This is a genomic window from Micromonospora sp. RL09-050-HVF-A (assembly GCF_019374995.1).
Lineage (GTDB): Bacteria > Actinomycetota > Actinomycetes > Mycobacteriales > Micromonosporaceae > Micromonospora > Micromonospora antibiotica.
This window is the reverse complement of the sequence record NZ_JAGKQP010000002.1, coordinates 5935157-5954436: the sequence shown is the minus strand read 5'-3', so window position 1 is coordinate 5954436 and position 19280 is coordinate 5935157. Positions and strand designations below refer to the sequence as shown.

10 protein-coding genes and 1 pseudogene are annotated in these 19280 nt (G+C 70.4%); 5 read left to right on the top strand and 6 right to left on the bottom strand.

All coding sequences use genetic code 11. The features are described from left to right. Positions 1 to 445: 445 nt before the first annotated feature. The 5 genes from J7462_RS26410 (at position 446) to J7462_RS26390 (ending at position 7983) form a co-directional block, all read left to right on the top strand. Positions 446 to 1768, top strand: coding sequence for an MFS transporter (locus tag J7462_RS26410; protein WP_219467950.1), 1323 nt, complete (start codon positions 446 to 448; stop codon positions 1766 to 1768). After that, positions 1765 to 3582: a S9 family peptidase gene (locus J7462_RS26405; RefSeq protein ID WP_219467947.1), complete on the top strand. Its 1818-nt coding sequence runs from the start codon at positions 1765 to 1767 to the stop codon at positions 3580 to 3582. The genes J7462_RS26410 and J7462_RS26405 overlap by 4 nt, the downstream gene beginning before the upstream one ends. A 253-nt stretch (positions 3583 to 3835) precedes the next feature. Continuing rightward, complete coding sequence (locus tag J7462_RS26400) at positions 3836 to 5770, top strand: RiPP maturation radical SAM C-methyltransferase (RefSeq protein ID WP_255599068.1); 1935 nt, start codon at positions 3836 to 3838, stop codon at positions 5768 to 5770. Positions 5771 to 5781: 11 nt separating this feature from the next. After that, a complete protein-coding gene (locus J7462_RS26395; RefSeq protein WP_219467941.1) occupies positions 5782 to 6465 on the top strand; it encodes a DUF5825 family protein in 684 nt (227 codons plus the stop codon). 480 nt (positions 6466 to 6945) lie between these two features. Further along, the gene (locus J7462_RS26390) at positions 6946 to 7983 is read left to right on the top strand and encodes a glycoside hydrolase family 11 protein (RefSeq protein WP_219467937.1); all 1038 of its coding nucleotides are present in this window, start codon (positions 6946 to 6948) and stop codon (positions 7981 to 7983) included. An 84-nt stretch (positions 7984 to 8067) separates the two neighbouring features. Here J7462_RS26390 and J7462_RS26385 read toward each other — a convergent pair whose 3' ends face one another. From J7462_RS26385 to J7462_RS26360, 6 genes and pseudogenes are all read right to left on the bottom strand, one after another. Continuing rightward, positions 8068 to 10509 (bottom strand): ricin-type beta-trefoil lectin domain protein, encoded by a 2442-nt coding sequence (locus J7462_RS26385; protein ID WP_219467934.1) that lies wholly within the window; start codon positions 10507 to 10509, stop codon positions 8068 to 8070. Positions 10510 to 10837: 328 nt separating this feature from the next. After that, the gene (locus J7462_RS26380) at positions 10838 to 12022 is read right to left on the bottom strand and encodes an RCC1 domain-containing protein (protein ID WP_255597911.1); all 1185 of its coding nucleotides are present in this window, start codon (positions 12020 to 12022) and stop codon (positions 10838 to 10840) included. A gap of 211 nt (positions 12023 to 12233) precedes the next feature. Further along, the gene (locus tag J7462_RS26375; RefSeq protein ID WP_219467931.1) at positions 12234 to 13604 is read right to left on the bottom strand and encodes a ricin-type beta-trefoil lectin domain protein; all 1371 of its coding nucleotides are present in this window, start codon (positions 13602 to 13604) and stop codon (positions 12234 to 12236) included. A 467-nt stretch (positions 13605 to 14071) separates the two neighbouring features. After that, on the bottom strand, positions 14072 to 16675 hold the full coding sequence (locus J7462_RS26370; RefSeq protein WP_374197592.1) for an RICIN domain-containing protein: 2604 nt from the start codon (positions 16673 to 16675) through the stop codon (positions 14072 to 14074). Positions 16676 to 17250: 575 nt separating this feature from the next. After that, positions 17251 to 18464: pseudogene (locus J7462_RS26365) on the bottom strand (DUF6357 family protein). A gap of 132 nt (positions 18465 to 18596) precedes the next feature. After that, positions 18597 to 19250 (bottom strand): hypothetical protein, encoded by a 654-nt coding sequence (locus tag J7462_RS26360; RefSeq protein ID WP_219467923.1) that lies wholly within the window; start codon positions 19248 to 19250, stop codon positions 18597 to 18599. Positions 19251 to 19280: the final 30 nt, after the last annotated feature.

Here is a 19280-nt window from a genome sequence, read left to right as displayed (position 1 = left end):
CCACCGGCCCGGCCGCTCGTCGTCCACCGGCCCGGCCGCTCGTCGTCCACCCGGCAGGCGGGCGCGGTGGCGCGTCAGGCGTTCGGGCGTCGGGGGCCGGACCGCGGGCGGTCGACGCCACTGCGGCGACGCCGTCGAAAATCACGAATTCAGCGGAGATTGTCGTCAATGAAACGATCGACTCCGGGCACTGTTCGGAGGTTCGGCGCGTAGCGCGGATTATCCGAACAGAGACGTACAAGTCTCTCATCATCCCCACAACACAATAACCACCGAACAACTAGACGTATTTGAATCCTTGCGTTCGGCACACGGCATTGTTAGCCTCATACGCACCCCACTCCACATTGGGGTAAAGGAATTCAGCCCCGGATCGCGCGAACTCGTACCGAACAGACCTCGCACCGATATTTGGGAAAATCATGAGCACAATGCGGCCAGGGCAATGACGGCTGCCCCCAGCCAGGAAACAAAACCCGCAAATAGCCCCCACCGGGGCCGCGATTTCCGCCTCTACTGGATCGCCGGCGCAATCGACCAACTCGGGTCGCAGGCGTCCGGGATCGTTCTTCCACTGGTCACCCTGGCCGTGACCGGCTCACCGGCGGCGGCCGGACTGGTCGGCGCCCTCGCCCTCGCCGGGCGGCTCGTCGCCGCTCCGGTGGCGGGGGTGCTGGCCGACCGGCTGCCGCGTAAACGCATGATGGTCAGCTCGCTGCTGGTCGCCGCCGCCGCGATGTCGACGATCTTCGTCGTACTGGTGGCCGACGTGGCGACCCTCGGCCTGCTGGCCGCCGCCGCGTTCGTCGAGGGGATCGCGCAGAGCGGCTACGAGGCGGCCGGCTCCGGTGCCATCCGCCGCCTGCTGCCGGCCGACGACCAGAAGGCACTGTCGCGGTTGGAGGCCCGCAACCACGCCGCCCGGCTCACCGGCCCGTTGTTGGGCGGGGTGCTCTACCAGCTCGCCCGCTGGCTGCCGTTCCTGGCGGACACGCTGTCCTACCTGCTCGCGGCAGCTCTCGTCGCCACCATCCGGACCGACCTGACACCCGAACGCGCCGAGCGCACCTCGTTCCGCACCGACCTGCGCGTCGGGCTGCGCTTCGTGTGGCGGCAGCCGTTCCTGCGGTTCGTCACGATCTGGGCGGCCGGCATCAACTTCACCTTCGGCGCCCTCGTCTACTACGCCATCCTGACCGCCGGTCGGCAGGGTGCCCCCGCGGCGTCGATCGGCCTGATCCTCACCATCGCCAGCGTCGGTGGCCTGAGCGGCGCACTGGCCGCTCCGATGATCTTCAGCCGGGTACGGCCGACGACCGTCATCGTGTTCGCCTCGTGGGCCATGGTCGGCCTCGTCGTCGCGATGTCCCAGGCCCGGCAGACCTGGAGCTACGGGCTGTTGTTCGGGTTGGTCTTCCTGCTCAGCCCGCTGCTCGGGGTCATCTTCCAGTCCCGGGTGATCGCGTTGACGCCCGACGAGCTCCAGGGTCGGGTGGCGACCGTGATGGGCACCGTCGGCGAGGCGCTCCAGACGCCCGCGCCGCTGCTCGCCGGGGTGCTGGTGGCCTGGTACAGCCCGGGCACCGTCGCCCTGGTCTTCGCCGCCGCGCTGGCGCTGCTGGCCACGTACACCACCGTCAGCCTGCGCCAGCTCCGCGCCGGCGCCGGTGCGACGGCCGGCACCGACCCCGGCCCGACCGACGACACCGACCCCGGCCCGGCCGTCGGTGCCGGGGCCGCCCCCGACCCCGAGGAGGCCCGTCGATGAGTCGTGGTCACCGGCTGTTCTATCCGGCGCTGCCGGTCGTCGCCGAGCACGCACCGCACCGGGCGGTCTACGTCGGTGACGCCGGGGGGCGCTGCGAGATCCTCGCCTGGGACCGGCTCGCCGGCACCGCCCGGCAGGTGACCGACCGGGCGGCCGGCACGATCCGGGCGGCGCTCGACCCGACCGGGTCCACCATCTGGTGGTTCGACGACGATCTCGGCGGCGTCGGCACCTGGCGGACGTGCGACTTCGACCAGCCCGACCGGTCCGTCGCGGCGCTGCCGTCGGTGCCGCCGGCCCGCCACGCCGGCATCGCCATGGCCACCGACGGCACCACCGCGATCGGCCTGTCCGACGACGGCGGGATGACCCTGTTCCTGCGCACCGGCGACGGCCGGGTGAGCGAACGGACCCACGTCACCGGCTACGCCTACCTGGTCGATCTCGATCCGGCCGGGCGGCTCGCCGTGATCGGCGCCGATGCCGCCACCGACGCGGCGGTCACGGTGGTCACCACCGACGGCGTCCGGGTGGCCGGCATCGCCGGTTGCGCCGACGGGCGGGTGTGGGCCCTCGGTTTCGCCCCCGGCTCCGGCCCGGCCCGGCTGCTGCTGGTGATCGAGGACGAGGGCGGCTACCTCCCGGCGACCTGGACCGAGGAGGAAGGTCTGGTCCGGCACGACTGGTGCCGCTTCGACACCGAGGTCACCGCCGGCTGGTTCCCGGACGGGCGGCGGCTGCTCGTCCGGCAGGACCGGCACGCCCGCAGCCTGCTGCACGAGGTGGACCTCGCCGGGCGGACCCGGTCGGTCGTCGACACCCCCACCGGCAGCATCCTGGACGCCGCGGTGTGGCCCGACGGGGACGTCGCCTACGTGTGGACCGACTCGGTGACCCCACCCCAGCTGCGTTCCGTGCGTGGGGTGCAGCTGCCGGAGCACCCCGGCGGTCAGCCCGACGTGGGCGGGCCGGACCCCGTCGCGACGCCGGTGGAGCACCGCCGCGAGGAGATCCGGGTGCCGGGCCCCGGTGGGCCGATCCCCGCGCTGGTCGCCCTGCCGGCCGACCGGGAGGGACCGAGACCGGCCGTCTTCCTGGTCCACGGCGGGCCCTTCCAGCACGCCCGCGACGCCTACGACCCGCTGGTCGAGATCCTGGTCAGCACCGGCTGCGCGGTGGTCCGGGTCAACTACCGGGGCTCCAGCGGGTACGGCGCGGCCTGGCGCAACGACTTCTCCGCCGGGGTCGGCCTCACCCAGTTGGCGGATCTCGCCGCGGTCCGGGCCCACCTGGTCGCCGAGGGTGTCGTCGAGGACCGGCGCACCGCCCTGTGGGGAACGTCGTGGGGCGGCTACCTGACCCTGCTCGCGCTCGGCCGGCAACCGGAGCTGTGGCGGCTCGGGATCGCGATCAGCCCCGTCGCCGACTACGTCGCCGCCTTCGAGGCGGCCACTCCGGCGGTACGGGCGCTGGACGTGCTGCTGTTCGGCGGCACCCCCGACGAGGTGCCGCAGCGGTACGCCCGGTCCTCCCCGATCACCTACGTCGACCAAGTCCGGGCCCCGGTGCTGCTGGCCGTCTCCACGGGTGACGTGCGCTGCCCGCCGGCACCGGTGGAGCGCTACGCGCGGCTGTTGGCCGAGCGCCGCATTCCCCACCAGGTGGTCCGGCGGCGGGCCGGTCACGAGGACTTCGACGCGCAGAGCCACCTGGCTCTGATGCAGACCGTGCTGCTGTTCATGCAGCGGCACTTCGACGGCGTGCGGGACGAAGGCACACCGGTGGCGCTCGCGATGGCGCGACCGGCGGGCTGACCCCGGCACGTGACCCGATCCCCTCGATAACGGAAAGGAGGTGAACGACATGCGCAAGAACGTTGTCGAGAACGACCCGATCAACGGCAACCGCGACCAGCTCCGGGCCTCGAACGTCACGGTCACGGTCACGGTCAAGGTCAGCTTCTAGCGGCCGTACGGGGTGGGGCCACCCGCCCGGGCAGGTGGCCCCACCCCGTATCCGTCATCCGGTCCGAACAGCTCACGAGAGAGGAGAGGTTACGTGCGGGTCATGCTGGTCAATATGCCATGGACTTCCATCGACGTCCCTTCGTTGGCGATTGGAATCCTCACCAACAGCGTCCGGCAGAAAATGCCGGACGCCGAAGTGGAGGCCGTCCACGCGAATCTCGACTTCGTCGACTGGGTGGTCGACCGGACCGAGTTCGGATTGAGCGACTACTACTACTATTCGCTGTTCACCTATTTCGCGGGCTGTGGTGACTGGGTCTTCTCCTCGGCCCTGTACGACGATCCCCAATGGCGGGTGCAGGAGTTCACCGACCGGGTCCGGACCCAGATGACCGAGCGGGAACTCGCGCTCAACCTGGAGCTGCACCGGCTGGCCCCGGAGTTCGTCGCGGAACTGGCCGACCGGATCGTCGCCCAGGCACCGGACGTCGTCGGCTTCACCTCCACGTTCCAGCAGAACGCCGCCGCCCTCGCCACCGCCCGGGCGATCAAGAAGCGGTCACCCGGCATCCGTACGGTCATGGGCGGCGCGAACTGCGACGGTGAGCAGGGTGCCGCGATCCACCGCAACTTCTCGTTCGTCGACTTCGTGGTCCGGGGTGAGGGCGAGACCGCGTTCCCCCGGCTGCTCGCCGCGCTCGACCCGGCCCGGCCGGCGGCCGGCGGGGCGGAGCCGGCGGGCGGGCTCGCCGACATCGAAGGGCTGTGCTGGGGCGGCCCGGACGGCCGGTCCGTGGCGAATCCGATGAGCACCACACCCCTGCCCCCGGCCGAGATCGTCGCCCCGGACTACGCGGGCTACTTCGAGCGGTTGGCCGCGTCCCGGGCGCAGCACTGGGTCGAGCCCCGGCTGGTCGTCGAGGGCGCCCGGGGCTGCTGGTGGGGCGAGAAGCACCACTGCACGTTCTGCGGCCTCAACGGATCGTTCATGCAGTTCCGCAGCAAGCACCCGGGCAGGTTCTACGACGAGATCATCGAACTGGTCGAGCGGCACCAGGTCCTGGACATGTTCGTCGTGGACAACATCCTCGACATGAGTTACGTGACCTCGCTGCTGCCCCGGCTCACCGAATCCGACTACGACCTGCGGTTGCAGTACGAGATCAAGTCGAACATGAAGGGCCCGCAGGTGCAGGCGCTGGCCGACGCCGGTCTGGTCAGCGTGCAGCCCGGCATCGAGAGCCTCAACAGCCGGGTGCTCAAGCTGATGGACAAGGGGGTCAGCGGCTGCCTCAACATCCGGATGCTGCGTGACGCCGAGACCAGCGGGATCACCATCGCCTGGAACTACCTGTACGGGTTCCCCGGCGAGACCGAGGACGACTACCTGCCGGTGATCGCGCAGATGCCGGCGCTGCACCACCTGTGCCCGGCCGACGGGAGCACCCGCATCGCCATCGAGCGGTTCAGCCCCTTCTTCGTCCGCCCCGAACTCGGCTTCACCGACCTGCGGCCGGCGGCGCAGTACCGGCTGATCTACGACCTGCCCGAGTCGGAGCTGATGGACCTGGCGTACCTGTTCGACGTACCGCCGCAGGGCATCGGCGGCGAGACGGCCGACCGGCTGGACCGGGCGGTCACGCAGTGGCAGCACGAGTACGCCCGCAGCCGGCTCACCCACCACGACCTCGGCGACGAGATCGTGCTGGTCAGCCGACGCAGGCACTTCGACTGGCACGTCCTGCGGCTGACCGACCCGGTGGAGGTGGCCGTGTTCCGGCAGCTCGACCAGCCGCACAGCGTCAGCGCGCTGGCCCGGCGGCTGTCGGTCGACGAGCCGGTCCTTTCGGCGTTGCTGTGGCGCTGGCGCGGTCTCGGCCTGGTCTACGAGGACGCCGGGCAGTTCATCCAGATCGCCCCGCAGGCCATGAACCAGGATCTGCTGCGCATCGACCACCTGCACCTGGAACGCGAAGCCGCCGAGACCAGGGCCGCCGCCGAGGCGGGCGAGCCGGCCGCGCTCAGCGCGGTCTGAGGGGAGGGAACGTGTCCACCACCGACGCCGGTCTGCGGCCCATCCTGGTCGGTCTCGCCCGGGACCACGACCCGGCCGTCCTGTCCATCCCCGGCATGACCATCGGTCCGGCCGAGCTGCGTGAGCCGGCCGCCGACGCGGTCGCCCGCTGGCGTTCTGCGGGGGTCCGTCGGGTCGACCTTCCCGACGCGGTGGACCTGACGGTCACCGGGGACGACGCGACGGCCGTCGACACGGTCCGCCGGCTGGTGCTGGTCCGGGAGCTGACCAGCCACGGTATCGCCGTGGACTGGCGGCTGCGGCTGCCCGGCGTCGAGGCCGACGAGTGGCTCCCGTACAGCCACCTGCGGGCGCCGGTCGAGCTGCTCCCCGCGCCGGGGGGCGAGGGCGACCCGGTCGCACAGCTCGACGCCTGGGTAAAGGGTTTCTACTTCGACAAGTGCACCTACCGTCGGGGCCCGGGGTTCGTCCAGGTGCGGGACCGCCGCTCCGGTCGGTTGAACCTGCTGACCATCGACGATCCGGCCTACCTGACGGTGCTCGACCAGTTGCTGGACGGTGCCGCCGTCACCGGGGTCGACCTCTCCATCGCCCGGGACTTCGGCGGGGAGGGCCTGGTCACGAAGATCGGCGAGCTGCTGGTGTGGCTGCCGCACCGGCTGCGCCGCTGGCCCCTGCCGTCGATGGTGATCTGACCGCCCGGCGCCGGCCGCGTCACCGACCGCCCGTCCACCCGCCCGCGACCCCGGGCCGGGTGGGCGGGCGGTCTCGCGTTCGCCCCGGCTGGTGGTTCCCGAAAGTTTCGGGTATACAGGGGAGGTGGCCCCGTTGAGGTCGAATTAATACCTGCCCTCCGCGGGCCCATCTCGGTGACAGCCGACGTCAACCCGTCGAAATCCGCCCCGCGTCCGGCCGCCGCTCGGGACGATGTTTCGGGAAGATTTCCGAAACTTGTTGACAGGTGGAGCATCGACACCCTACCGTCGCCATCGACGGCACTCGATGCTGTCGACACCACCCACCGCGACCCGTCCCCCCGGTTCTGCTGGACGACCGGCCCACCACCGCGTGGTGACACCCACCGCATGGCCGGCTGCCGTACCTGGCCACGGACAGTCCACCGGGTCGTACCGCGTCGCTGGCGTCCGCCAGCTGTCACGAGGAGGAACACGTACATGAGCGACACCTCGACCCGACCGCGAAGGAGCGGTCGCCTGCGGCTGCTGCTCAGCGCCGCGTGCGCCGCGGCGCTCGCCGTCACCGGCACGTTCATCGCCTCGCCCAACGCGTACGCGGAGAACGACCGGACCCTCACCTCCAACCTCACCGGCACGCACAACGGCTACTTCTTCTCGTTCTGGAAGGACAGCGGCAACGCCAGCATGACGCTGCGCGCCGACGGCCGCTACAGCAGCAGTTGGGACCGCAGCACCAACAACTGGGTCGGCGGTAAGGGCTGGGCCACCGGCACCCGGCGGACGGTCAGCTACTCGGGCAGCTACAACCCGGGCAACAACAACACCTACCTGGCCCTGTACGGCTGGACCCGCAACCCGCTCATCGAGTACTACGTGGTGGAGAACTTCGGCAGCTACAACCCGAGCAGCGGCGCCACCCGGATGGGCACGGTGACCACCGACGGCGGCACCTACGACATCCTGCGCAGCCTGCGGGTCAACGCCCCGTCGATCGACGGCAACCAGACGTTCTACCAGTACTGGAGCGTCCGGCAGCAGAAGCGCAGCAGCGGCACCATCACCACCGCCAACCACTTCGACGCCTGGGCCCGCGCCGGCCTGAACCTCGGCACCAACCACAGCTACCAGATCATGGCGACCGAGGGTTACCAGAGCCAGGGCAGCTCCGACATCACCGTCCGCGAGGGTGGCGGCAGCAACCCCACCCCCACCAGCGGGCCGACCGGCAACCCGACCACCCCGCCCGCCGGCGGCAACTGCACCGCGGTGCTCTCGGCCGCCGAGCAGTGGGGTGACCGGTTCAACCTCAACGTCGCGGTCAGCGGCACCAGCAACTGGGTGGTCAGCCTCGGGCTGAACGGCGGCCAGAGCATCCAGAACAGTTGGAACGCCTCGGTCAGCGGCACCACCGGCACCGTCACCGCCAGGCCGAACGGCAACGGCAACAACTTCGGCATCACCATCATGGCGAACGGCAACTGGACCTGGCCCACGGTCAGCTGTCGAACGGCCTGACCCCGACCAGTTCCTGAGCGCACGCGACGGCGGGCGGCCCCGGTGCCACCGGGGCCGCCCGCCTGGTGCGTCAGGTGTGGCTGGTCAGCCGCGTATCCACTGCTGGTTGGTGCCGCCGTTGCAGGTCCAGAGCTGGACGGCGGAGCCGTTGGCGGTGGCCCCGCCGTTGATGTCCAGGCACAGCCCCGAGGCGACCCCGACGATGGTGCCGTCGGCGTTGAGCCGCCACTGCTGGTTGGTGCCACCGGTGCAGCTCCAGATCCGGGCCCGGGTCCCGGATGCGGCGCTCGGCACGTCGAGGCACTTGTTGCCGTAGATGGTGAGCTGGTTGGTGGAGCTGAGCGACCAGCGCTGGTTGGCGCCGCCGTTGCAGTCCCAGATCTGCACCACCGCGCCGTCGGTCTGGCTGGCCCCGTTGACGTCCAGGCACCGGTTCGAACCCGCGCCCCGGATCTCACCCGTCGGGGTTCCGGGGCTGCCGACGGCGGTCACCGAGAGGTTGTCGAACTGGGCGGTGACGCCCTGGCCGGTGCCGTACCCGATCTGGCCGGCGACCCAGGTGGAGTCGGTGGCCGTGCCGACGGTGGTGCCGTCGATGGCGGCGGTCAGGGTGCTGCCGTTGAGCGTGAACGACAGGTTGTGCCACCGCCCGGTGCCCAGCGCCGAGGTGTTTCCGCTGGCCAGGGTGCGCCAGTTGCCGCTGGTGTTGTTGCTGCGGATCGACCAGGCCCCGCCGTCGGTGACCCGGAAGTAGTACCCGTTCATGTTCTGCGGGCCCTGGTGGTTGTAGGTGTTGCCGCGCCCGATGAGCTGCGCGTAGCCGGACTTCTCCAGCAGCACGTCGGAGGAGACCGTGTAGTTGCGCCAGGTCAGGTCGCCCAGCAGGGTGTACGGCTCGGCCTGCCCGGAGGTCCAGTAGATCGGGGCCTGCTCGGACATCTGGCGCACGCACTGCCCGGTGCGGCCGGCGGCACACCCGACGACCTCGAACGAGCCCTGCTGGTCCATCAGGTACCGCGCCTCGCGGCCGGTGGCGTACGAGTCGAAGGTGTCGGCGTACGGCAGCTTCAGGTTGCCCTGCGCCGGGCTGGTCGCGGTGCCCTTGCCCTGCCCGTTGGTGGTGGTGATGCTGTAGACGTAGCCGGGCTGGACGGTGAGCGAGAAGCGCCCGCCGTTCGGGGTGATGTCGCTGCCCCGCACGAAGTGGTCGGCGGTGTTGTTGGAGCGCACGTTCGTCGACCAGACCCGTACCGTGCCGGTGGACAGGCCGCCGGCGACGGTGAAGTCGAGGGTCTGCGCGCCACCGGCGTCCATCGTCTCGACGATGGTGCTGTAGTCGCTGTTGTTGGTGGACTTCAGCGAGACGTAGCTGCCGTTGTTGCGGTTGCCGCCGATGTACCCGCTCGACGCGTCGAGGTAGCGCCAGCCCGGTGCGGTGAACTGGGTGGTCTGCGCCATCACCCAGGCGTTCTTGCCGATCGAGTAGGCGCCGGACCAGGGCTGCTGGGCCACCGCCACGCCCGTGGTCGCCCACGGGATGTTGGGGGTGATGGCGGCGATGACCGGCCAGTTGATGTAGCCGGTCATCTTGCCGTCGAGGTAGCCCCGGTTGATGCCGCGGGCGAGCGCCTGCGCACCCGCGTTGTAGTCGTCGGAGCCGTTCTCGCTGGCCCACAGGGACTTGCCGGTGGACACGGCGTTGTTGGAGCTGGGGCAGTTGGTCTGGGCGCTGCGGTAGCCGCAGACGTAGTGGCTGCCGAAGACCTGCACGGCGTTGCCGAAGGCCGGGTCGCGCAGCGAGTCGTCGGCCGCGCCCCAGCCGAAGTCGTCCGAGGCGACGATCTTGACGCTGCTGTAGCCACGGGCGTTGAGGGTGGAGCGCAGGTTCTTGTACCAGGTGGTGTTGTAGCCCTTCTCGTTCCACCCGCCCAGGTAGTTGATGGTCAGCCCGTGGGTGCCCGCGCAGTCCAGCCAGGCCACCAGGTAGTCGATGGAGTCGGTGGACCAGAAGTTGCCGTTGCCGATCCAGCCCGGCGCACCCCAGGCCAGGCCGACCAGGGCGATGTTGGGGTTACGGGTACGAGCCTGCTCCATCAGCCACCACTCGTAGCCCCGGTTGCAGTTGATGCTGCCCCGGGTGTGCTCGTGGCTGGGCTCGGCGCCGGAGGTGGAGTTGGTGTCGCCGCCGATCTCCACCTTCATCAGCTGCATCGCCGCGCCGTAGCCCGGCTTGAACAGGTAGTCCAGGATGTCGCTGCGCTGCGGCTCGGGGTAGTCGACCAGCAGCCGGCTGTTGCCACCGCCGCCGCTGACCGCGCCGATGCCGTCCAGCGCCCGCCCGCCGGACCCGCCGTTGATCGTGATGGCGGTCGCCGCCTGTGCGGGTGCGGCGAAGCCGGTCAGCACCGCCGCCGCCGTCACCACCACTCCCAGCACCGATGCGGTCAACCGACGCGGACGCCACGCGCTGCGCCCCGGTCTGCGGCGTGGCTCGCCGTCGTGTCGACGGCTGCGTGCACTGAACATGTGACTCGCCTCCCCAGCCGGTCTCCGACCTCGAAGCGGTACGGCACACGTCGAACTGTCGCACCCCGCGCAGCACGGAAATCGGCGAACATCAATGATAAAGACGTCGTATGTTAGGCACCGCAGCGCTTACCGGTCAACGTCCTGTTCGGAGGGAAATAGTCCATACTCACCCGCACCGCACCCACCTGGGAATCCCGAATAGATCAGATGTATGGACTCTGCTGTGACGGGTGGGAAAACGGGACACGCCGCCGACCCGGACGCCACCGGATCGACGGCGGTACGGGTCGGCGGCGCGGCATCGGCGCTTCCGGTTCAGCCGGTCCTACAGGACCAGCTGCGCCGGGGTCGACCGGTGGGTGGTGGTGCCGTCACCCAACTGCCCGGACATGTTGTTGCCCCAGCACCACAGGCCACCGTCGGTGCGGACGCCGCAGCTGTGGTAGCTGACGCCCAGGTTCTGCGTCCAGGTGGTCGCGGTGCCGACCCGGACCGGGGCGGACCGGTGGGTGGTGGTGCCGTCACCCAACTGCCCGAACCCGTTGTTGCCCCAGCACCACAGGCCACCGTCGGTACGCAGCGCGCACGACGAGTCGACGCTCGCCACGACCCCGGTCCAGGTGGTGGCGGTGCCGACCTGGATCGGACTGGTCTGGACACCGGTGCCGCCACCCACCTGGCCGTACCCGTTCTCGCCCCAGCACCACAGCGTGCCACCGGACTGCACCGCGCAGGTGTGCGCGTGGCCGGCCGTCACGCCGGTCCACGTGCTCGCGGTGCCCACCTGCGCCGGGGTCGCCCGGTAACCCAGGATGCCGACACCGAGCTGCCCGTCCGTGCTGTCACCCCAGCACCACAGCGTGCCGCCGGTCTGCACGGCACAGCTGTGCGCGTAGCCGGTGGTGACGCTGGCCCAGGTGGTCCCCGTACCCACCTGCACCGGGCTGGTGGCCCGCGACGGGGAGGTGCCGACGCCCAGCTGCGCGTTGCGGTTCAGGCCCCAGCACCACAGGGTGCCGGTGGTCTGGACGGCACAGGTGTGGTTGGCACCGGCGCTGACGCCGGCCCAGGTGGTGGCGGTGCCGACCTGCACCGGGGTGCTCCGGCTCGTGGTGGTCCCGTCACCGAGCTGCCCGCTGTAGTTGCCGCCCCAGCACCACAGCGTGCCGTCGGTGCGGATCGCGCAGTTGTGGCTGGTGCCCGCGTCGACCCGCGACCAGGTGGTGGCGGTGCCGACCTGCACCGGGCCGGTCCGGTTGGTGGTGGTCCCGTCACCGAGCTTGCCACCGTAGTTGTCACCCCAGCACCAGAGCGTCCCGTCGGTACGGATCGCACAGGTGTGCAGGTCACCCGCAGTGACCTGGGCGACCGGCGCGGCGGCGAACGCCGCGTTCGTCGCGACCCCCCGACGCCCGCGACGGCGGCACCCGCCGAGAATCCCACCGCGAGCGCGGCCACCCCGAGGGACACCGCCGCCGCGGTGACCGTGCTGCGGGCCGCTCGCCGCCATCGGGCCCACAGACGACTGTTCTGTCGTTGCTCCATGCTCTGTTCTCCCCAGAAAAACGTCGATTCGTGCACGATGAGGGCAGCGTCGCCCCGGCGGGCCTCCATCGGCCCACCGCGTACAGCAGTGACCCTATGCATTGAATGCGATCAATGCGAGATCCCACCGGGGTTACGCTCGGTCTACCGCCGCCCTCCGTCGACGTCCGCCGGGCTCAGCTCCGGCTCCACCGCTGGCCGGCGGCGCCGTTGCAGTCCCAGATCTGGGTACGCGTGCCGTTGGCCGTACCGTTGCCGACCACGTCCAGGCAGCGGCCCGAGCCGACGGCGGTGATCGTGCCGTCGGCGTTGAACCGCCAGCGCTGGTTGGCCTGGCCGTTGCAGTCCCAGATGATCACCGAGCTGCCGTTGGCGGTGGCCGCGCCGTTGACGTCCAGGCACTTGCCGCCGAAGACCCGCAGCTCCTGGGCGGCCGTCGAGGTCCAGCTCTGGTTGGCCTGCCCGTGGCAGTCCCAGATGATCGCCGCCGCGCCGTTGGTCTGCGTACCACCGTTGACGTCCAGGCAGCGCCCGGAGGACGAGTTGCGCACCGCGCCCGTGCCGGACGGCGGCGGGGTGGTCGGGTTGCCGGTCGGCGTCACCGTCGGGGTCGGCGTCGGGGTGGTGCTGTCGAACTGGGTGAAGAACCGCCACACCTCACCCTTGGTCCAGGTCCGGGCACCGCTGTCGCCGCCACCGTCGACCGGGCCGGGGGTGTGCCCGCCGTCGAACGCCGCCCACACCACCGGGTAGCCGGAGCGGCAGCCCGAGTAGGTGGTGGTGATGTGGGTCAGGCTCCCGGCGCGCGGCTCGGGCGGGCTCTGCGCCGTACACCCGTTGTTGCGCACGAAGGTGTCCCGCAGGGACCGGCCGGCCGAGACGTTGAGCACCGGGTCCCCGATGCCGTGGATGCCCATGTAGGCGATCGGCTGGCCGCCGCCGCTGCACCCGCTGAGCTGCCCGCCGGAGTAGACCGCGACGGCCCGGAAGACGTTCGCCCGGGAGCAGGCCAGCGAGTAGCTCATCCCGCCGCCGTAGCTGAAGCCCAGCGCGAACAACTGCGTCGTGTCGACGCACAGGTCGTTCTCGATCAGCCGGACCATGTCGTCGACGAAGGTGACGTCCTGGCCGCCGGGGTTGGCCCAGCCGTTGCCGTTGCCCTGGGGGGCCACGAAGATGGTGCTGTTGTTCGCCTGCTGGCGCAGCCCGTAGTAGGACCAGGCGGCCCCGTCCGACCCGCCCCCGTCGACGTCGTTGGCGGTGCCGCCGTTCCAGTGGAAGCCGAAGATCAACCGGTACTGGTGGTTGCGGTCGTAGTTGTCGGGGATCCGGAGGATGAAGCTGCGGTTCTGGCCGCTGCTCTGGATCGACCGTTGGCCGCTGGTCAGGGTGGGGGCCTTGCCGCACCCGGCGGTCGCCGCCGCCGCCGAGACGTCGGCGGCGGCGGCCGTGGTGGTGAGGCCACCGGCGAGTGCCGTCGCGCCGACGGTCACGACGAGGGCCGCCGCCGCCGCTAGGGAACCAAGGATGGGTCTGCGCCTGGTCATGATGGGGCTCCTGCCACTCAGCCTGCACTGCTTCAGGTATGTAGTCGACGGCGATCCCGACGTGTCGCGCCCGACCGATCCCGCTGACCGCACCCGCCAAGGACGGAACACCGGAAGACACTCGATGCGCTCACCGCGCCGGCTGGCTCATCGCCGCGGCTGCCAGCCGCTGGTTCCGCTGCCCAGGCAGGACCGACTGGTCGTCGAACCGATCGGTGGCCACATCGCGCCCGCCCGGACGCCACCCGGTCGACCGCCGGTGCCGGAGCACCGGGCTCGACGTCGAATCGATTCGGCAAGACCCTAGGTCGGAAAGTGAAATATGTCAATGCTGTGTCGAGCGGGTTGCCACCCGGGAACGTCCACCCGACGGCGACGAACCGCAGGCCACACGCACAGTTCCCCGACGCCCACGACGGGTCCGGTGCCCCCGGGGCCGGCGTCACCCGGCCCCGGGGAACGCCCGGTCAGTTGCGCAGGCTCCACTGCTGGTTGGTGCCGCCGTTGCACGACCAGAGGATGATCTTCGTGCCGTTGGCGGTGGCCGCGCCGTTCGCGTCGAGGCACAACCCCGACTGGCCGTTGGTCAGGGTGCCGTTGGCGTTGAGGTTCCACTGCTGGTTGGCCCCGCCGTGGCAGTCCCAGATGATGACGGCGGTGCCGTTGGACGTGCCCGCACCGCTCGCGTCCAGGCACTTGTTGCCGTACACGGTCAGCTGCCTGCCGGCGGAGTAGGTCCACTGCTGGCCGACGCCACCCGCGCAGTCCCACAACTGCACCTGCGTGCCGTTGGTGGTGCTGGCGTTGGGTACGTCCACGCAGCGGCCGGACTGGCCGCCCACCAGACGCCCACCCTGCTGGCCACTGCCGGTGCCCTGCTGCCGGACCAGCGAGCTGGACTCGGCCGACCGGTTGCCCTGCGCGTCCACCACGAACAGCCGGTACTCACCCTGGTTGGCGGGCACCGCGATGGACGTGGCGGTGCCCGTCGCCCGGGTCATCGTCGGACCGGCGGTGAAGGTGGTCGTGCCGGCAGGGGCGAGCCAGACCGTCCTGGCGGCGTCACCGGTGCTGCGGATCGGGATCGACGCCGTCGAGCTGGTGACGAAGGTGCTGGCCGGCAGGACGTGGTTCGGCAGGGAGAGGTTGCCCGCCGGGACGATGTCACGGTACGCGTCCTCCAGCCCCGAGGCGGCGGCGATGCCGTACGCCTGCGCCGGCCAGACATAGTCGGAGGAGACCAGGATGTCGCTGACCGTGCTGTTGGGCAGGTTCTTGTTGGACACCTTGTTGATCGGGCCGTAGATCTGGGTGATGCTCAGGTCGTGCTTGCGCCCGAAGTCGTCTGAGTTGATCATCCAGGTGATGTTCTTGTCCACGCTCAGCACGTTGTCGCGGAAGGTGATGTACGCCGAACCCTCGTCCGGGTGCAGGCCGTACTTGTGCCCGGACGGCACACCCTGGAGATAGTTGTTGGTGATCGTCGTCCCCGGCTGCGCGCCCAACGTGTAGATGGGTGCGGTGTCGCTGAGCCGCTGCACCGTGTCGATGATGTGGTTGTAGCTGATGGTGTTGTTCCGGGCCGTCGTGGTGGGCCGGTTCGGCGCGATCGAGCCCGATGACCCGTCGAAGTTCCACCAGCCCCAGCCGAGCGTGATACCCGACCACGGCGACTTCTCGATCCGGTTGCGCTGGATCGTCAGGGTGTCCACGAAGTACGCCGAGATGGGGCTGTGCCCGTTGAACAGCACCGCGCTGTCGTACAGGTAGTTGTTCTTGATGTCGATGTTCTTCGGCAGCCCCTCGACCTGCGGCAGCCACTTCTCCCGGTTGGTCGACGTCCCGTCGCCGATGTAGACGTGCTGGGGATGTCCGACGGTGATCGCGGAACCCGCGATGTCGTTGGTGAAGTTCCCGGTCAACTGGGTGCCCTGCACGTCGTTGACCATGTTGACGCCGTCCGCGCCGCTGTGCTGGATGCGGTTACGGTTGAGCAGGATGCCGTCGGCGTTCTCCACCTGGATCATGCCCGGGGTGACGTCGACGTTGCGGTAGTAGTAGTCGTGGAAGTTCCGCTTCGCGTACGCCTGCGCGCCGAGGTTGCCCTGCTGCGCCTGCTTGTACGACGAGCCGGCGACGGTGAACAGGTTCCAGTCGGAGTGCTGCACGGTGAGCCCGGCGAACGTGAGGTTGCGGGCGTGGTTGCTCGTCGACGTGCCGGCGACCCGCAGCAGGGTGGTCACATTGTTCGGCGCGAACACCGACGCGGTCGTCATGTTCTCGGCGCTGCTCTTGTAGTAGTAGAGGGTCCTGCTGCCCTTGTCGAAGAAGAACTCACCCGGCGCGTCCAGGAACTCGTAGGCGTTCATCAGTTTGTGGCTGCCGCCGGCCTGGGCGTTGCCGTTGAACGCGCCCTGGGCGATGGCGGCACCCGGCTGCTGGAACAGCGCCACCCGGTTCGCCCCGTCGGAGGTGACCTGGCGTACCCCGACGATGGCGGTGGTCCAGGTGGTCGCCGTCTCGATCTCGATGTCGTCGGCGTTGCGGGCGACGGCCGGAAAGTCGTTGAGGTTGTACTTCGCGCCGTCGCACTGCGAGCCCGACTCCCAGGCCCACGCCGCCTGCCCGGCCGTGATGTTGTAAGTCCCGTAGCAGCCCGCCGAGCCGACCGTCTTCGACGCCATGAACGCCCGCTTGTCGTTGACGTAGAGCGCGCGCAGCTTGTTGGCCCGGTCCAGCGGGGCCTTCCAGATGTTCCCGCTGTGCTGGGTCCACCCGGTCACCGGCACACCGCCGTCGAGCACCGGGGTCTCGCCGGGGTAGGCGGAATAGCTGACCCGGTAGCCGTTGCTGCCGGAGTCGGCCGCGCCGAACTCGATGGTGCTGGTCACCGGATACCGGCCACCCCGCAGGTAGACCTGGATGTCGCCGGTCATGTTCGCGTTCACTGTCCGCACGACGTCCCGGGCGCGTTGCATCGTCCGGAACGGCGACTGCATCGTGCCGGGATTGGCATCGCTGCCGTCCGGCGCGACGTAGTAGGTCTCCTGGACTGCCGCCGACGCCGGCAGTTGATTCGCGATCACGGCCGGGAACGCGGCGGCGACGAGCAACACGCCCGCCAGCAGCGACCTTCGGGCGGTGGAGAGGGCTGGTTTCACGTACCGTTCCTTTCGCAGGCCACCGACAGACATGTCCGCTGGACAGTCGTCCTGGGGGTGCGACAGTGAACCCGCCATGCGAACATGGGCCGCCGCGCCGGGAGACGGGGGCGCTCCGGGCGGGCTCGGCCGTTGGCGGGTTACTGGGAGACACCGTGACCGGCAGTGGCAAGGTGCACGTGTGAGCGACCGGCATCAACCGGCGACAGTCCCCCGCCACAGGGAACTCCCGCCGACCACCCGACCGCTCTTGCCCGTGGTCACGGAATTCTGCCCTGAAGCGTATGCGTCCGACCCATAGGCCGCAACCATCAATTGTCAACCACCTATGCGTAATCGTGACCGCAATGATCAGCCGAGAGACCGGGCGGCGGGTCGGCCCGCCAGCGGTGGCCCACCTGGCAGCCGGGTCGCGACCGCGTCAGGTCCGCTGGCCGGGCCAGGCGTCGCGGCCCTGTCGACGCGGGAGTGGACGTCCCCGGGAACTACCGGTCGTCGCGCCCACGACGCGACCGTTCGAACTCGGCGACATCCGACGTCCACGGGCCGTGCTGGTCGAGTGCGGCGCAGCCGCCACGGACGAAGGCACCCACCAGGGTCCGGTACCCGCCGATCCCGTCGACCAGGCGGTACTCGACCCGGTACTGCGGCGCCGACCCCGCCTCCCCGGGCCGCACCGTCGTGATCCGGGCGATGGAGTCCGCATAGAAGAGCAGCTGGATCCCCTCGCCCCGCTCCTCGTCCTCGATGGTGAACACCTCGTTGTCCCCGGCGGACCGATCGGCGACGAAGTCCCAGAACGCGGCGGAGGCGGTGCGGGGCCGCCCCGCAGCCACGTCTGCTCGCCGCCCTTGTCGTCGGTGAACGACAGGGCGGTCTTCCGCGCGCTGTCGTCGCCCCCGGGGTGGTCGTCGGCAGCCTCGTCGTCGGCAGCCGGCGCGGTCCGGGAGCGGTCCGCAGCCTCCGAGCACATCAGGAAACTCACCGACCGCACCGCGTCAGCGACGAGTTCGGGGTACGCCCGGCGTACGGCCGCGTCGACCGTCGCCGTCATCCGCTCCCAGTCGCGCTTGTCCGTCGCCCGGTTCCCCCGACGCGGATCGAGGCCGATCCGCATCCCGGCGCACGCCTGCTCCGCAGTGGCGATCACGCCCATGACCTGGGGCAGCAGGGCGGGGTCGACGGCATCTGGCAGCCGCCGGGGCAACGTCGCGCCGTGCAGGTACTGGCCGGTGAACCGCAGGATCCCCGCATCGAGAGGCCCGAGGACCACCGCCCGCTCGGCGCGACGGCGGGCCGCCTGATGCTCCTGGGCGCGTCTCTCGTCCGGCTGCTCCGACGCCCCGCGCATCGCCGCGCAGACCTGACCGCGCTCCAGGAGGTCGATGTCGGCACCATGGGCGACGAGTCGGCTCCGGTCCCACCGGATGCGCCGGAAGAGCGCGTCGACGTCCGTGGGCGCGGACAGCAGGACCGGGTCGAGCAGCGCGACGGCAGCCTCCTCGTCGAGCCCGCCCCCGATTCCGGCGGCGTCGCACAGCGGAAGGAGCGCACTCCACAGCAGCAGGTGTCTGGCCAGGTCCTCCCGGATCACCGCGAGATGGGCCTCGCCGATCGGGACCGTGAACGTCCGCGGCTCGTGGTTGGCGTCGGCCCCGGCGGCGAGCGTCAGCTCCAGCGCACCGTTCGCACGGATCACCTGCGGAAGCCAGCCGCTGCCACGGCGCGCGAAGACGACCTCACGCACCGCTCGCACCCCCTCGGAACCGTACCGGCTGGACCCGACCGGGTGAGGTCCCCAGCGTCTGGCGACCCACCCGGCACCCGGTGCTCACGACCACCTGGCGCACTCGGCGTCGAGGCGTGGTTCGGTCCGCACCCAGACCTCGCCCCCGGCGGCCCCGGCCGGGGCGTCGACCCGTTCGAGACCGAGGAACCCGATCAGCTGGAGCAGTTCGGCCCGCTCGGCCCGGTCGTCGTCGACACCGTGCGATTCGAAGAAGACGTGGTACTCGCCGCTCGGGTCGACGCAGCCCGAGTCCGCCCAGATCCGGGCGACCTCCACGATCGCCGCCGCTTCCGTCGCGAACGTGGCGGCGCGGGCCACGCCCCGGGCCTCCGGTGACGCGTCGAGGTCGGCGCGGTCGGGGAACCACTGGCCGAAGCGGTCGAGGCCGCCGTACCCGTTCTCGAAGAACAGCATCGCGCCCGGCAGGTAGCGGTTGGCCCGGTCGGTCCGAAGGTGTTCCGACCGGGGCTGGTCCCCGCGCCTGATCCGGGAGATCACCCCCGCCCGGGGCATGAGCACCACGCGCTGCCCCGCCGCCTCGTCCTCGATGGTGTAGGTGTCGCAGTCCCGCCCCCGGAAGAATGCCGAGAACGCCAGGTACGCCTCCTGCGGGTCACCCACCGAGACGTGTTCGTCACTGCCGTCCCCGGCGGTGAAGACGAACCGCTTCGGTCCGGGCTCGTAAGGGCGGGCCATGCGCGTCCTTCGTTCGCGGGTGACAGCTCC